15 protein-coding genes are annotated in these 15,544 nt (G+C 59.2%); 14 read left to right on the top strand and 1 reads right to left on the bottom strand.

Annotation, left to right across the window (positions count from 1 at the left end):
* Positions 1-376 precede the first annotated feature (376 nt).
* The 8 genes from ETC27_RS00480 to ETC27_RS00445 all read left to right on the top strand — a co-directional run bounded on the left by ETC27_RS00480 (position 377) and on the right by ETC27_RS00445 (position 9,842).
* The gene (locus ETC27_RS00480; protein WP_136253035.1) at positions 377-1,465 is read left to right on the top strand and encodes an ABC transporter ATP-binding protein; all 1,089 of its coding nucleotides are present in this window, start codon (positions 377-379) and stop codon (positions 1,463-1,465) included.
* Between the two features lies 1 nt (position 1,466).
* Positions 1,467-2,567 (top strand): ABC transporter ATP-binding protein, encoded by a 1,101-nt coding sequence (locus ETC27_RS00475; protein ID WP_136253034.1) that lies wholly within the window; start codon positions 1,467-1,469, stop codon positions 2,565-2,567.
* Positions 2,560-3,438 (top strand): carbohydrate ABC transporter permease, encoded by an 879-nt coding sequence (locus ETC27_RS00470; protein ID WP_136253033.1) that lies wholly within the window; start codon positions 2,560-2,562, stop codon positions 3,436-3,438. Before ETC27_RS00475 ends, ETC27_RS00470 begins: the two co-directional genes overlap by 8 nt.
* Before the next feature lies 1 nt (position 3,439).
* Entirely contained in the window at positions 3,440-4,333 is an 894-nt protein-coding gene (locus ETC27_RS00465; protein WP_136253032.1) for a carbohydrate ABC transporter permease, read from the top strand.
* A gap of 12 nt (positions 4,334-4,345) precedes the next feature.
* Positions 4,346-4,618, top strand: coding sequence for a DUF2160 domain-containing protein (locus tag ETC27_RS00460; protein WP_136253031.1), 273 nt, complete (start codon positions 4,346-4,348; stop codon positions 4,616-4,618).
* A 55-nt stretch (positions 4,619-4,673) separates the two neighbouring features.
* The gene (locus tag ETC27_RS00455; protein ID WP_136253030.1) at positions 4,674-6,401 is read left to right on the top strand and encodes an ABC transporter substrate-binding protein; all 1,728 of its coding nucleotides are present in this window, start codon (positions 4,674-4,676) and stop codon (positions 6,399-6,401) included.
* Positions 6,402-6,486: 85 nt separating this feature from the next.
* A complete protein-coding gene (gene glpK, locus ETC27_RS00450) occupies positions 6,487-7,995 on the top strand; it encodes a glycerol kinase GlpK (RefSeq protein ID WP_136253029.1) in 1,509 nt (502 codons plus the stop codon).
* Between the two features lie 149 nt (positions 7,996-8,144).
* A complete protein-coding gene (locus tag ETC27_RS00445) occupies positions 8,145-9,842 on the top strand; it encodes a glycerol-3-phosphate dehydrogenase/oxidase (RefSeq protein WP_136253028.1) in 1,698 nt (565 codons plus the stop codon).
* Between the two features lie 123 nt (positions 9,843-9,965).
* Here ETC27_RS00445 and ETC27_RS00440 read toward each other — a convergent pair whose 3' ends face one another.
* The gene (locus ETC27_RS00440) at positions 9,966-10,427 is read right to left on the bottom strand and encodes a DUF6314 family protein (RefSeq protein WP_136253027.1); all 462 of its coding nucleotides are present in this window, start codon (positions 10,425-10,427) and stop codon (positions 9,966-9,968) included.
* 25 nt (positions 10,428-10,452) lie between these two features.
* Between ETC27_RS00440 and ETC27_RS00435 the strand changes: the two genes are divergently transcribed.
* The 6 genes from ETC27_RS00435 (at position 10,453) to ETC27_RS00410 (ending at position 15,533) form a co-directional block, all read left to right on the top strand.
* Positions 10,453-11,331: a carboxylate/amino acid/amine transporter gene (locus ETC27_RS00435; RefSeq protein ID WP_136253026.1), complete on the top strand. Its 879-nt coding sequence runs from the start codon at positions 10,453-10,455 to the stop codon at positions 11,329-11,331.
* Between the two features lie 73 nt (positions 11,332-11,404).
* The gene (locus ETC27_RS00430; RefSeq protein ID WP_136253025.1) at positions 11,405-12,286 is read left to right on the top strand and encodes an NAD(+) kinase; all 882 of its coding nucleotides are present in this window, start codon (positions 11,405-11,407) and stop codon (positions 12,284-12,286) included.
* A gap of 1 nt (position 12,287) precedes the next feature.
* Positions 12,288-13,283, top strand: coding sequence for a metallophosphoesterase (locus ETC27_RS00425; RefSeq protein ID WP_205742653.1), 996 nt, complete (start codon positions 12,288-12,290; stop codon positions 13,281-13,283).
* A gap of 242 nt (positions 13,284-13,525) precedes the next feature.
* On the top strand, positions 13,526-14,377 hold the full coding sequence (locus tag ETC27_RS00420; protein ID WP_136253024.1) for a rhomboid family intramembrane serine protease: 852 nt from the start codon (positions 13,526-13,528) through the stop codon (positions 14,375-14,377).
* A 65-nt stretch (positions 14,378-14,442) separates the two neighbouring features.
* Entirely contained in the window at positions 14,443-14,703 is a 261-nt protein-coding gene (locus ETC27_RS00415) for a YeaC family protein (RefSeq protein WP_136253023.1), read from the top strand.
* Positions 14,704-14,780: 77 nt separating this feature from the next.
* A complete protein-coding gene (locus ETC27_RS00410) occupies positions 14,781-15,533 on the top strand; it encodes a DUF2797 domain-containing protein (RefSeq protein ID WP_439331785.1) in 753 nt (250 codons plus the stop codon).
* The last annotated feature ends 11 nt before the right edge of the window (positions 15,534-15,544 follow it).

The raw sequence follows: 15,544 nt of genomic DNA, 5'->3' as shown, positions 1-15,544 counted from the left end.
ATGTCTAATGATGATCGAAAGCGAAAATGACATGCGAAAATTCCGCACCTAGACTTTTTTCAAGCATTTAGATGATTTTTATGGGCTTGTAGACCAAGGTATAAGCGCCAAATGGGCCATTTGCGTTGCTGTAGAGCCACCCCTGCACTAGTCTGAGCACTGAAACGAACACTTTTTCGTGTTCGTTTGTTTAAAAGCGAACATTGGTGTGGGATCTGACGTTGTCTTCCTTGCCCTAATCGCTTCCTGACAATAAAAGACAGTGACCACAAAACAGGAGCTCGCCCAGTGTGTTTGTCCTTCCGCCGTCATGCGTCGCGACGCCTGCTCTCAGGGTGTCCCGTGCTGCCTCATTCAAGCTGCTCATGAGAACGACATGTCCCTGATCCTTGAAAACATCGACCACGTGGTCAACGGCGCCACCCATATCGATGGCGTGAACATGGAGTTGGCCCCGGGGTCTTTCAATGTGCTGCTGGGCCGTACCCTGGCAGGCAAGACCACACTGATGCGCCTGATGGCCGGATTGGAAGTGCCGACCCGGGGGCGCGTGATGATGGACGGTCGTGACGTGACAGGTGTCTCGGTGCGTCGCCGCAACGTATCGATGGTGTATCAGCAATTTATCAATTATCCGGCGCTGAGTGTTTACGAGAATATTGCTTCGCCGCTCAGGTTGGCCAAGGTGGCTGGCGCCGATATCGATCGCCGGGTGCACGAAACGGCCGAGATGCTGCGCATCGATCACCTGCTGGATCGCTTCCCGCTGGAATTGTCCGGTGGCCAGCAGCAGCGCACGGCCATGGGCCGGGCGCTGGTCAAGGAGGCGGATGTCATCCTCTTCGATGAACCCCTGGTCAACTTGGATTACAAGCTGCGTGAGGAGTTGCGCGACGAACTGCGCGCGCTCTTCAGCGAGCGAAACTGCATAGCGGTCTATGCAACCACGGAGCCTGGCGAGGCACTGGCATTGGGTGGCAATACTGCCGTCCTGCATGAGGGACGACTGCTGCAGTATGGCCCGACGGAAGAGGTGTATCACCGTCCGCAAGGCATTCTCGCGGCCGAGATGTTCTCGGAGCCGCCGATCAACATTGTCGGCGGTCAGATTACCGATAGCGCAGTGCATCTCAACGGCGGCATTCAGTTTCCTCTCAATGATGATCTACGCCCACTGGGGGCTGGGGACTACCGTTTTGGCATCCGGGCCTCGCATATCGCGCTGAGCCCTCAGTCAAGCGATGATCTGGCGCTCGAGATGCGGGTCGACCTGGCCGAGCTCAGCGGCTCGGAAACCTTTCTCCATGTGCACAACGAGCGCTTCGAGATGACGGTGCTGCTGGAGGGGGTGCACGAGTTCGACCCTGACGACGCCGTCACCCTCTACGTGCCCACCCACAAGGTTTATGCCTTCGATCAGCAAGGCGGCGTGGTGCACATTCCGGCGCATTTGGGAGGCCTATAAGATGGCGGAAATCACCCTGCGACATCTCGCTCATTCCTACCTGCCATCGCCTGCCGGACCGGAAGACTATGCAATTCGCGAGATGGACCACATCTGGCACCAGGGCGGCGCCTATGCCCTGCTGGGGCCGTCCGGCTGCGGGAAGTCGACTCTGCTCAACATCATTTCTGGGTTGCTGGAGCCGTCCAGCGGTGAAGTGCTTTTCGATGGCGAGCGAGTGAACTCCCTGGCACCCGAGCAGCGCAACATTGCCCAGGTTTTCCAGTTCCCTGTGGTGTACGACACCATGACGGTGTTCGATAACCTGGCCTTTCCGCTGCGCAACACCGGCATGGCCGAGACGAAGATTCGCGAGAAAGTGCTCGAGGTGGCCGAGGTGCTTGAGTTGACGCCTCAGCTCAAGCGCAAGGCCAAGAACCTGACAGCCGATGAGAAGCAGAAGGTTTCCATGGGCCGCGGTCTGGTTCGCGAAGATGTCTCGGCGATTCTTTTCGACGAGCCGCTGACCGTGATCGACCCGCAGCTCAAGTGGAAGCTGCGCCGCAAGCTCAAGGAGATACACCGGCGCTTCAACATCACCATGGTGTATGTCACCCACGACCAGCTGGAAGCCTCGACGTTCGCCGACAAGATCGCGGTCATGTATCAAGGCCAGGTGGTGCAGTTCGGCACCCCCCGAGAGCTCTACGAGCGTCCGGCCCACACCTTCGTTGGGTATTTCATTGGCAGCCCCGGCATGAACCTGCTCGATATCTCGGTGAAGGATGACCAGGTGCGCTGTGGCGAGGTGGTCATTCCGGTCACGCCCAGGATGCGGGATCTCATTGCCCAAAGCGACTCAAGCAATATTCGTCTGGGCATCCGTCCTGATTTCGTCGAGGTCTTCGAGACTCCCGAGGCCGATGCGCTGACGGTCAATGTGGTGAATGCCCAGGACTTGGGCACCTATTCGATCCTGACGCTCGCGCTTGGCGACATCACCCTCAAGGCGCGCATCAACGAGGATCAACCCACGCCCAAGGGCAAGGCCTATATCCGCTTCCCTCAGGCGCGTCTGGGCGTCTATATCGACGAATATCGCGTGGAGACTGACCATGAATAAGGTCTACGACAATAAGGCGTGGCTGCTGATTCTGCCGATGCTGGCGCTGGTGGCCTTTTCGGCGATCATCCCGTTGATGACCGTCGTCAACTACTCGGTGCAGGACGTCTTCGATGCCAATACCCGCTTCTTTACCGGCACCGAATGGTTCGTACAAATGCTCAACGACCCGACCCTGCAGTCGGCGTTGCTGCGTCAGTTTGCCTTCTCGCTGACGGTGCTCTGCATTCAGGTCCCGCTGGGTATCGGTATTGCCCTGCTGATGCCGAAGAAAGGCTGGCAGGCCTCGGCGGTGTTGATCCTGGTGACGCTACCGCTGCTGATCCCCTGGAACGTGGTGGGCAGCATCTGGCAGATCTTCACCCGGGGGGATATCGGGCTGATGGGCTGGGGGCTTCGCGAACTGGGCTACGAGTACAATATCACCCGCAGCACGGTAGATGCCTGGGGCACCATCATCATCATGGATGTCTGGCACTGGACGCCGCTGATTGCGCTGCTTTGCTATAGCGGTCTGCGCTCGATTCCCGAGGCGTATTATCAGGCAGCGCGTATCGATCGTGCCTCGCGTTGGGCGGTGTTTCGCTATATCCAGCTGCCCAAGCTGACCAACGTGCTGGTGATCGGTGTGCTGCTGCGCTTCATGCATTCTTTCATGATCTATGCCGAGCCCTTCGTATTGACCGGCGGAGGGCCTGGCAGCTCCACCACCTTCCTGAGTCAGTCGCTCACGACCATGGCAATCGGTCAGCAGGATCTTGGTCCATCCGCCGCCTTCTCGCTGATCTACTTCCTGATCATCCTGCTGGTCAGCTGGGTGTTCTACACCGCGATCATGAATATGCAGAAAGACAAAGAGGGGGGCGCCTGATATGAGCCAGTCCAAGCCCACGACGCCTGCTGAAGTCCGCCAGCGAGCAGCTATCGAAGACAAGCGGAAACGCCGCAAGTCTCGCGCCGTGCCGGGGCGCCTGCGTCCCAAGCTCTTGCTGGGGCTGTATCTGCTGTTCGTGCTACTGCCGATCTACTGGCTGATGAACATGTCGTTCCAGTCAAATACCGAGATTCTCGGTGGCTTAACCTTGTGGCCCGACAATTTCACCCTGGAACACTACGCCAAGATATTTACCACCGAGACGTGGTACATGGGGTATGTGAACTCCATCACCTATGTGGTGATGAACATGGTGATCAGCATCCTGGTTGCTCTGCCGGCGGCCTATGCATTCAGCCGCTATCACTTTATCGGCGACAAGCATCTGTTCTTCTGGCTGTTGACCAATTTGATGGCCCCACCCGCCGTCTTCCTGCTGCCGTACTTCCAGCTCTATTACACCGTGGGACTGTTCGATACCCATATCGCGGTGGCACTGGCGCACTGTCTGTTCAATATTCCGCTGGCGATCTGGATTCTCGAAGGCTTCATGAGCAGTGTGCCCAAGGAGATTGACGAGACCGCCTTCATCGATGGCTATAGCTTCCCGCGCTTCTTCGTGCGCATCTTCATCCCGATGATCCGCTCCGGTATCGGCGTGACGCTGTTCTTCCTGTTCATGTTCTCGTGGGTCGAGCTGCTGCTGGCCAGCACGCTGACATCCACGAATGCCCAGCCTATCGCCTCGGTGATGACCAGTACCTCAACGGCTTCCGGCATCGACTGGGGAACGCTGGCGGCCGCTGGGGTATTGACCATACTGCCCGGCATCCTGGTGGTCTACTTCGTTCGAAATCACATCGCCAAGGGCTTCGCCCTGGGCCGCACCTGAGGAGGGCGCGTCATGGAATGGATGGTCTGGACGCTGCCGACCACACTCTTCTTTTCCTTCATCGGGGCGATGCTCGCCGGGATGACGGTCTGGGAGGTGGTGCAGCCGACGGTTGAGCGAAAAGGCTTTTTGCCGATCTCGACCACACGCGGTGATCGTCTCTTTATCGGGCTGTTGTCTGCCGCCTACCTGCATCTGCTGGTGGTGGGCTTTACGCCCCTGAGTATCTGGTGGGCCCTTGCGGGATCGGCACTGTGGTTGCTGGTACTGATCCGTTGGGGGTGATCTGGGTGGAAGGAGCCACTCCTTCAAGTAAGTACTTCAATAAGAAGAGGTCATTATGATACCGACAAGAATGCGACTCTCTGCGCTGGCGGCTGGCGTTATGTTGGCTAGCGGGTCAGTGCACGCCGACAATCACGATACCCAGGCCGTCATCGACCGGTTGCTGGAGGAGCACTTCCAACAATCGACCCTGAGCCGGGATGAACAGATCGCCGAGCTTCAGTGGTTCGCCAAGGCCGCCGAGCCCTTCCGCGGTATGGAGATCAATGTCGTCTCCGAGGGCTTGACGACGCATGTCTATGAGCGCGATGTCCTGGCCAAGGCGTTTTCAGAACTGACGGGCATTGAACTCACCCACAACATTATCGGTGAGGGTGACGTCGTCAATAACATGCAGACCCAGATGCAGTCGGGTCGCAACATCTATGATGGCTACGTCAACGATTCGGATGCCATCGGCACCCATATTCGTTATGGCACCACCGTTAACCTGTCCGAGGCGATGGAGAACGAGTGGTCAGATTACACCCTGCCGACTTTGGACCTGGATGACTTTATCGGCATCCAGTACACCACCGGACCCGATGGGGATATCTACCAGCTTCCTGATCAGCAGTTCGCCAACCTTTACTGGTTCCGCTATGACTGGTTCCAGCGCGAGGACCTGCAGGCGAAGTTCCGTGAGCAGTACGGCTATGAGCTGGGCGTGCCAACCAACTGGACCGCCTATCAGGACATCGCCGAGTTCTTCACCAACGAGGTAGGGGAAATCGATGGCCAGAAAGTCTACGGCCACATGGATTACGGGCGTCGCGATCCGTCGCTTGGGTGGCGCTTCCATGACTCCTGGCTGTCGATGGCCGGTATGGGTAGCACTGGCGTGCCCTTCGGCAACCCGGTTGATGACTGGGGTATCCGCGTCGACGAGGAGAGCCGTCCAGTGGGCGCCAGCGTTAGCCGCGGTGGGGCGACCAACTCGCCGGCCTCGGTGTTTGCGGTCACCAAGATGGTCAATTGGCTGCGTGACTATGCGCCGCCCGAAGCCCAAGGCATGACCTTCGGTGAGGCCGGTCCGGTGCCTGCCCAGGGCCAGATCGCCCAGCAGATGTTCTGGTACACCGCCTTCACCGCCGACATGACCAGCCCCGATGTGCCGGTCACCGATGACGAGGGCAATCCCAAATGGCGGATGGCGCCTTCACCGGCGGGCCCCTACTGGGAAGAGGGCATGAAGGTCGGCTATCAGGACGTAGGCTCCTGGACCTTCTTCGATTCCACACCCGAGGATCGTCGCACCGCGGCTTGGCTGTACGCGCAGTTCACTACCGCCAAGACAGTGTCGCTTGAGAAGCTGATCGCTGGCCTGACGCCGATCCGTCGCTCCGACATCATGTCCGAGGAGATGACTGAGATGGCGCCCAAGCTGGGTGGCCTGGTGGAGTTCTATCGTAGCCCGGATCAGTCCAAGTGGACCCCGTCGAGCACCAACGTTCCGGATTATCCGCGCATGGCACCGCTGTGGTGGCAGAACCTGGCCCCTGCGGTCAGTGGTGATGTGACGCCCAAGGAAGCCCTGGATAATCTGGCGGGCGATCTTGACAACATCATGGCGCGACTGGCGCGTGCCAAGGTGTTCGAGACCTTCGAACCCAAGCTCAACGAAGAGCGTGACCCTGAGTATTGGCTGAGCAAGCCCGGCGCACCGAAAGCTGAGCTTGATAACGAGATGCCGCAGGGAACCACGGTGCCTTACGACCAGCTGATCCAGTCCTGGCAGCAGTAAGGGGACGCTGACCAAGAGGTCAATATCAACCGGCATGACGCCGCCTCGTCCCGTTCGCGGGGCGAGGGGGTGCCGAGGTGATTCCATGAACAAGGGCTATATCCTGGCCATCGATCAGGGCACCACCGGCTCGACGGTGCTGGTCTTTGACCATGACGGCACTGCCCGGGGAAAGGCGTACCGGGAGTTCCAGCAATATTACCCGAAGCCTGGCTGGGTCGAGCACGATGCCGAGATGATTTGGAGCGTGACACATCAGGTCGTTAGTGAGGCGCTCACCCATGCGGATATTCTTCCTGATCAGATCGTGGGTATCGGCATCACCAATCAGCGCGAGACCACCGTGTTGTGGGATCGTGAGACCGGTGAGCCGGTGCATCGCGCGATTGTCTGGCAGGACCGCCGTGCGGCGGGCATCTGTGAGACGCTACGCGAGAAGGGCCTAGAAGCGACCTTCCGCGACAAGACGGGGTTGGTTTGCGACCCCTATTTTTCCGGTACCAAAGTGCGGTGGTTGCTCGACAATGTCAGCGGCCTACGTGAACGCGCCGAGCGCGGTGAACTCGCCTTTGGCACCATCGATAGCTGGCTGGTCTACAAGCTGACTGGTGGCCGGGTGCACGTGACCGATGTCTCCAATGCGTCACGCACCCTGATGTACAACATTCATACCCTAGAGTGGGATGAGGCGTTGCTGGATCTGCTTAACGTGCCGGCAGTTCTGCTTCCCGAGGTCATGGCATCGTCGTCGCGGTTTGGGGAGACCGACCCTGACGCTTTCTTCGGCGCGTGTGTGCCGGTGGCCGGCATTGCCGGCGATCAGCAGGCGGCGTTGTTCGGGGAGGCTTGCCACGGCGAGGGGATGGCCAAGAACACCTATGGCACCGGGTCCTTCCTTTTGATGAACACCGGCGCCCAGCCGGTTGCCAGCCAACATGGCCTGCTCACCACCATCGCCTGGCGAATCGGCGACGAACCCGTGGAATATGCCCTGGAAGGAGCGATTTTCGTCACCGGTGCGGCCGTGCAGTGGCTGCGTGATGAGCTTGGCATTATCGAAGACGCCGCCGACACCGAACAAATGGCACTTTCCTTGTCCGGCAACGACAACGTCTATTTTGTCCCTGCGTTGACCGGACTGGGCGCGCCTTACTGGGATCCGTACGCGAGAGGTACTCTGCTTGGCGTGACCCGCGGCACCACCAAGGCCCATATCGCACGCGCGGTCCTCGAGAGCATTGCCTACCAGGCCCGCGACATCGTTGAGGTCATGGTCGATGAATCCGGCATTCCTTTAAGGGAACTGCGCGCCGACGGCGGAGGTGCCGTGAATACCTTTCTGATGCAGTTTCAAGCCGATGTTCTTGGTGTACCGGTCAAGGTGCCGCGTATCACCGAAACCACGGCCCTCGGTGCGGCCTATCTCGCTGGGCTGGCCACCGGATTCTGGAAGGATCGTGCCGAAATAGATGCCAAGTGGCAGCTGGCCCAGCGCTATCAGCCGGCCATGCCCGAGTCTGAGCGTGTGGCACTTTATCAGCGCTGGCATCGGGCGGTGGCGCTCTCCAGGGCCTGGGATTCACCTCTCGAGTAAACTCCTGCGCTCATTGGGGGGCAACAGTGGCAGACAGCGTGCCTTCATGGCTGCGGTGATCACGTGTTCTGTCGTCTGATATTGCGCCGGATTCTTTGCGGCGTCTCAGGGCGTCGTAGTGGCTCAGTCATTTCAAAAGGCACGGCATCATGCACTTGCGTAAGCACAATATTGACCGTCATCAGCAAGAGGATTTCGACGTCCTGGTCATCGGGGGCGGTATCAATGGTGCGGCGTCGGCCGCCGCGTTGGCCGGCAAGGGCGTCAAGGTGGCATTGATTGATCGTGGCGACTTCGCCAGCAGTACTAGCATGCACTCCTCGAACTTGGTATGGGGCGGCATCAAGTACATGGAAAGCCATGATTTCCCGTTAGTCAGAAAGCTATGTAAGAGTCGCAATCATCTCATCAAGCACTTTCCGTCGACGGTGCAAGAGATTCGCTTCCTGACGACCATTGCCAGCGGATTTCGTTACCACCCTCGTTATCTCTGGGCCGGCAGCTGGCTCTACTGGTTTATCGGTAACGGCTTTACCAAGATCCCGCATTACCTCTCGTCGTCGGACATCAAGGCTCGTGAACCGATCATCGATACTGCCGGCAGTGTCGGGGGCTTCGAGTATTCCGATGCCTATCTGCACGACAATGACGCGCGCTTCGTCTTCAACTTCGTGCGCAGTGCCATGGATCGCGGCTGCGCGGCAGCCAACTACGTCGAATCGCTGGGTGCCAAGCGGGAAGGGCAGCGCTGGATTATTCAGGCCCGCGACGTGATGACCGGAACCAGCTACGAGATTCGCGCCAAGGTGGTGGTCAATGCCGCCGGGCCTTACGTGGATCAGCACAATGCCCTTAGCGGTGAGCGCACCGAGCACCAGCACGTCTATTCCAAAGGAATCCATCTGATCGTGCCGCAGCTCACCGAACACCGGCGGGTGTTGGCCTTTTTCGCCGATGACGGTCGGCTGTTCTTCGTCATTCCCATGGGGCGACGTACCTGCATCGGCACCACGGATACCCGCGTCGACAGCCCGGACGTCCAGGTCACCGATGACGATATTCGCTTCGTGCTCGACAACATCAACAAGCGGCTGACACTCGACACGCCGCTCACCCGTGATGACATCATTTCGACGCGCTGCGGCGTGCGCCCGCTTGCGGTCAAGGCGAGCTCGGGAGGCGACCGGGACTTCCTGCAACTGTCGCGCAAGCACGTCATTGATACCGATGCGGCCACTCACCACCTGAGTATCTTTGGCGGCAAGCTCACTGATTGTCTCAACGTTGGCGATGAGATCGTGGCGGCGGTCAAGGAACTTGGCGTCGAGGTGCCCTATGGAGATTACGTCTGGTATGGCGAGCCGCACCGTGCGGTCCGCGAGGAGTTCTTCCATCAGGCGCGCCTGTTGGGGCTGGACGAGATGGCGCCTCATCACCATGAAGCGCTGAGCACCCGGCTGTGGCGGCGTTATGGCGCTCAGGCGTTGGACATGCTCGAGGAAATTCGCGAGGATCCGCGTCAGGCTGATGTGCTGATCGAGGGCACCGAATACTTGCGTTGCGAGATTCGTCAGGCCCAGCGCCGCGAGATGATCACCTGTCTTGAAGATTTCCTGCGCCGGCGTTCCAAGATTTCGTTGGTGGTAAAGGCCGAAGAGATCCGCAACGCACCCGGCCTCCGGGAGGCCTGCGAGATCCTGTTCGGCGACGAGGCGGATGCCAAGTTGGACGAATATCTCGCCAGCGCCCAGGCCCAGAGTGTGGAGGAGAGGTTGAGTGCTGATGCTCAGGCGGCTGATTCTCAGGTGAATAATCCCGCGCACTCAGAAACACTCAAGTGGCGGTGACGCTCATCCGCAAGTCGCCAGGCGTGAAGTAGATCGCTGCTGGTGAGGGCAGGACGGGTGACGGGGTCTCAATCATCGTACGGGCATCCCATGCCGGCCGCGGGCGAGAGCCTTCGTCGGTGCTTACTGCACGAAATAGCGGTAGGCGATCGCCTCATCCTTGCGGGGGCCCTGGATACGCCAGTCGAGCGTAAAACCCTCAGGGGTCATTGCAAGGTTTGCCGTGTAGCGATCCTCGCCGCACAGGTGCGCCTCGGCGGCCACCAGGCCATTGCCATCGGAGGACTCGATCAGATCGAACAGCCAGACGGCGGCGCCCTGGCCACGCCGCTCATGGAAGAGGCGCACGCGTTCTTCTTGTATCTCCCAGCGATAGACATTGCGAAACGCGATCGCTTTCGGCTGTCCTGTCAGCGCAAAGTATCCCTGCTCATGAAAGCGCAGCACATTACCCTCTTCGCTGACCGAGACGGTGCCATGCCCCTCGCCGGACCAGGCACATCGCGACGCGTCACCCGAGCGCGACGAAAATTCAAGTCGACGGATGGTTGGTAGCAGGGCGCGCGCGCGTATAATGCTCGTCAACTTTCTCTCCTCATGAGGTTAACCAATGGGCTATCTAGTGGGCGTCACGGCCCTGTGGGCGTTCTCTTTCTCACTGATTGGCGCGTACCTGTCCGGTCAGGTCGACAGCTATTTCGCGGTACTGGTGCGTATCGTGCTCGCCGCACTGGTGTTCCTGCCATTTCTCAAGCCGCGGCTGCTGGCGAATCGTCACAAGTTGGCGCTGATGGCGATCGGTGCCGTGCAGCTGGGACTGATGTACATCTTTTTCTATCAGTCATTTCTGCTCTTGTCGGTGCCTGAGGTGCTGCTGTTCACTATCTTCACGCCACTCTATGTCACGCTGATCGACGATGCCTTGGCCCGGCGGTTCACGCCATTCTATCTGCTCAGTGCGGCGCTTGCCGTGCTGGGTGCGGCAGTGATTCGGTACAAGGGCGTGGACAGCGGTTTCTGGTTGGGTTTCCTGGTGGTGCAAGGCGCTAACCTGTGCTTCGCGCTGGGGCAGGTGGCCTATCGTCATCTGGCTGTTCGTCTTGACGAGAAGGTGCCGCAATACAGCATCTTTGGTTGGTTCTACCTGGGCGCGTTGGCACTGGTGATCATGGCCTTCGCCCTGTTTGGCAATCCCGCCAAACTACCGACCACGGGGATGCAATGGGGGGTGCTTGCCTGGTTGGGTCTCGTTGCCTCGGGGCTTGGCTACTTCCTTTGGAACAAGGGCGCGACCCGTGTCGATGCGGGCGCACTTGCGATCATGAACAACGCCCTGGTGCCGGCCGGTCTCCTGGTCAATCTGGTACTCTGGAATCGGGATGCCGATCTGTCGCGCCTGGCACTGGGCGGGGCCATTCTGTTGGCGTCACTTGCCATCAACGAATGGTGGGTCCGGCGTCGCCGCCTACCCGTCTCACCGCTGGCCTGATGTCTGATGAGTGGCGGTTTGCCGCTCCCGACGGGAGTCCGCATAATGGCGGCTTGTTGAGGCGGGAGCGCGCATGACAACCTTCAAGAACATTGGCCTGATCGGCCGCATGGGTAGTGCCAAGGTGGTGGAGACCCTGAAGCGACTGATCCGCTTTCTTGATGATGGCGGCTATCACGTCATTCTCGAGGACCGAACCGCCACCGTGATGCTGGATCATGGTCAGCAGGAAGCCAGTCGGCGGATGCTGGGTGAGATCTGTGACCTGGTGATCGTGATCGGTGGTGATGGCAGTCTGTTGGGGGCAGCCCGAGCGCTGTGTCGAAGCGGGACCCCGGTGCTGGGCGTCAACCGAGGTCGGCTGGGCTTTCTGACGGATATATCGCCTAGTGAACTCGAGGACAAGGTCGGCGAGGTGCTGGCCGGGCGCTACATGATAGAGGAGCGCTTTCTTCTTGACGCCGAGGTCTACCGACATGATGCGCTGGTCGGCAGCGCCGAGGCCCTCAATGATGTGGTGATGCACCCGGGCAAGGCGGTGCGCATGATCGAGTTCGAGCTCTTCATTGATGACCAGTTCGTCTATAGCCAGCGCAGCGATGGTCTGATCATTGCGACTCCCACCGGCTCCACCGCTTATTCGCTTTCCGGTGGTGGTCCCATCGTTCATCCAAGCATTGATGCCATCACCCTGGTGCCGATGTTTCCCCATACGCTGTCGAGCCGGCCCATCGTCATCGATGCCAGGTCCGAGATCCGTATTCATATCGGTGAGACCAACGAAGCCTATCCTCACGTCAGCTGCGACGGCCAGACACGGGTGGTGTCAAAGCCTGACGATATCCTCTATGTCCGCCAGAAACCTGAGCGTCTGAAACTGGTCCATCCATTGGGGCACAACTTCTACGAGGTCTGTCGCAGCAAGCTCGGCTGGAGCAGCCGATTGGGAGATTGACATGGCCATGACGGATAATATTGAAGGCTATGACCTGATCGGCGACGTGCATGGCTGTGGTGCCACCCTGGCAGCACTGCTCGAAAAGCTCGGCTATCATCGACGGCGGGGTGTCTATCGTCATCCACGACGGCGTGTGATCTTTCTAGGGGATCTTATCGATCGTGGTCCCAGAATTCGCCTGGCCGTCACCATCGCGCGTCGCATGGTCGAGGCTGGCGAAGCGCATATCGTCATGGGCAATCACGAGTACAATGCCCTGGCGTATTGCCGGCGCGATCCCGACGGTGGCTTCCTCAGGCCCCATACGCCGCGTCGCAATCGCATCATCAAAGAAACCCTCGAGCAGTACAGCGGCCATCTGAACGAGTGGGATGATACGCTGGCCTGGTTCATGCAGCTCCCATTGTTCCTCGAGCTTGATGGTCTGCGGGTGGTTCACGCCTGTTGGGATCAGACGCTGATCGACGCCTTCCGGCGTGATCATCCCGACGGACGAATTGATGAGGCCTTCCTGTGTGAGTCGGCGGTTCCCGGGACCGAAGCATTTGCGATCCTGGATCGGCTCACGCGCGGTAGCCATCTCACCTTGCCCAATAACCTTGAGGTGCATTCCGGGGACGGTTTCAGACGCCGCAGTTTCCGAACTCACTTCTGGGCCCAGCACCCGTCTACCTATGGCGATGTGGTCTTCCAGCCAGACAACCTGCCGGATGACCTGGAGCTGCGCGTGCTTTCCGACAACGAGCGCGCCCGACTCAGCTACTACGGGCCTGACGAGCCGCCCCTGTTCATTGGCCACTACTGGTGCGAGGGTATCCCGGCGCTACCAACGCCGAACGTGGCCTGTCTCGATTACAGCGCGGTAAAATTCGGTCGTCTGGTGGCCTATCGCTGGAGTGGTGAGGCTAGGTTGGATGCCGATCATTTCGTTTGGCTCAAGGTGCCACGCGACGAGCAGGCGATGCCGCGGCCTTGGGAAATCGACTTTGATTGAGCAAGCTAGGGAGGGGTGAACGTTTGGTTACTTTAATATGACAAAGTTTTACATTATTTTAGCCGTTATGCATGAACTTCCTAGCTCGTGGCGCATCTCAAGTGTGTTCCCTTGAATGATCCCTTGCTCTTATCCGGCGGCCCCCTCCGCCGGATTTTTCTTTGTGGAATTCGTTACACTTGGCCTGATGGCTGTGAGACGGCCAACATCCCATTCCCCATCGGCATGAAAAGGAACCCCGCATGTTGAAGGTGCTCATGCTGCCCCGAGACACCGATACCCGCGATCTGCGTCAGGCACTGTGGGCGCATCGTATTGGTCATCGCTTCACTGAAGACGAAGACGGTTACACTCTTTGGTTGGCTGATCCCGCTCAGTTCGACGAGCTCACCCACCTCTTGGAAAGGTGGAAGTGCGGTGATTCGTTGATGCCCGATGGCCACGCCGCCCGCGCCAAGTTCAACAATTCATCCTTCCTGCGCCCCTTCGCTCTGGCTCCAGTGACGGCGAGCCTGCTGGCGGCCTGCATGATGGTGTTCGCACTGATGGGCTTGCTTGGCGATATCGTGGTGGCCATGCTTGCCATCGTGCCGGTGGCAGTGTCAGGCGGTAGCCTGACCCTCGGTACACTCGCCGATACCTTCGGGTCTGGGCAGGTGTGGCGCGTCTTTTCGCCGGCCCTTTTGCACTTCGGCTGGATGCACCTTGTCTTTAACCTGCTCTGGATCTGGTATTTCGGTCGCCAGATCGAGGAACTGCGGGGTGGCAAGTTGATGCTGGCACTGAGCCTTGTCAGCGCCATCGCCGGTAACCTGGCGCAGTACTCGACCGGAACGGTGCTGTTTGGGGGGATGTCGGGGGTGGTCTATGCGCTGCTCGGCTATGTATGGCTGATGTCACGTCAAGCGCCCCGCACTGGCTTCTTCGTGCCCCAGATGCTGGTGGTATTCATGCTCGGTTGGATGGTGTTTACCATGACCGATATGGCCGGGTTGGTCGGTTTCGGTAACGTGGCCAACGAGGCTCATGTGGGCGGCCTGATCGTGGGTCTTGTTTGGGGCTGGTATGATGCGCGCCGTGCCCGCAGGGCCTGATGGGACGATGTTGAGACTCCGGGTCACAGGTGATGACATTCCCATGTCACTAAAGGAAGACTGAAATGAGCGAAATGACCTTCGACAAGATGGTGCAACAGATGACGCCGGCCATTTACGATAGCCTCAAGCAGGCGGTGTCACTGCGAAAATGGCCCGATGGGCGGGTATTGAGCGCCGAGCAGGTCGAGCTATGTCTCGAGGCAGTGATCAAGTATGAGGCAGAGCATGGCGTATCCCCCGACCAGCGGGTCGGCTATCTGGATCGCACCAGCTGTGGCAGTAATGACAGCGGTGGCGAGGAAAGTCTCACGTGGGTGAACTGATCGATACCGCCGCGCGCGGTCATCTGCGCAAGATGGCCATCACGCCCGGCAGAGCGGGCGAGGCGGCGGACTATGCCATGTGCCTGGATGACTCGCTCCTGCCGCTTGGTGCGCGACTGGGCCAGCCGTTGCGGCTTAACTGGACCGGTGCCATTGCATGCACCCACTGTGGCCGTGCCACCAAGAAGAGTTTCGCTCAGGGCCACTGTTATCCTTGCTTCAAGCGCCTGGCGAGCTGCGATACCTGCATCATGAAGCCAGAGACCTGCCACTTCTTCGCGGGCACCTGTCGCGAGCCGGAGTGGGCCGAGCGTCATTGTTTCCAGCCCCACGTGGTCTATCTCGCTAATTCATCGGGACTCAAGGTCGGTATCACCCGGGGCACTCAAGTGCCGACCCGCTGGCTCGATCAGGGAGCCATCCAGGCCTTGCCGATTCTCGAGGTTGATACCCGCCAGCAGTCCGGCTTCGTCGAGATGTTGTTCAAGGAAGAGGCCAGTGATCGCACCAACTGGCGCGCCATGCTCAAGGGCGAGGTCGACCCCATGGACCTTGTCGCTGAACGCGATCGCCTCTTGGCCAAGCTTGAGGGCGGGCTTGCTAACCTGCGCGAGCGTTTCGGTGTTGATGCCATCCGCGAATTGGATGCGGCGCCGATACATCTTGATTACCCGGTACTCGAGTTTCCGCGCAAAATTGTCTCGCACAATTTCGATAAGAATCCCGAGGTCTCAGGTACGTTGATGGGCAGCAAGGGACAATATCTGATCCTCGATACCGGCGTTATTAACTTGCGCAAGTTTACCGGCTACGAAGTCGAGTTTAGCTGAAAGGGTCTGGC

Origin of the sequence: Onishia niordana (assembly GCF_004798965.1) — a bacterium.
GTDB lineage: Bacteria > Pseudomonadota > Gammaproteobacteria > Pseudomonadales > Halomonadaceae > Onishia > Onishia niordana.
The sequence above is the reverse complement of the archived record's forward strand: the minus strand, read 5'-3'. Positions and strand labels throughout refer to the sequence as shown.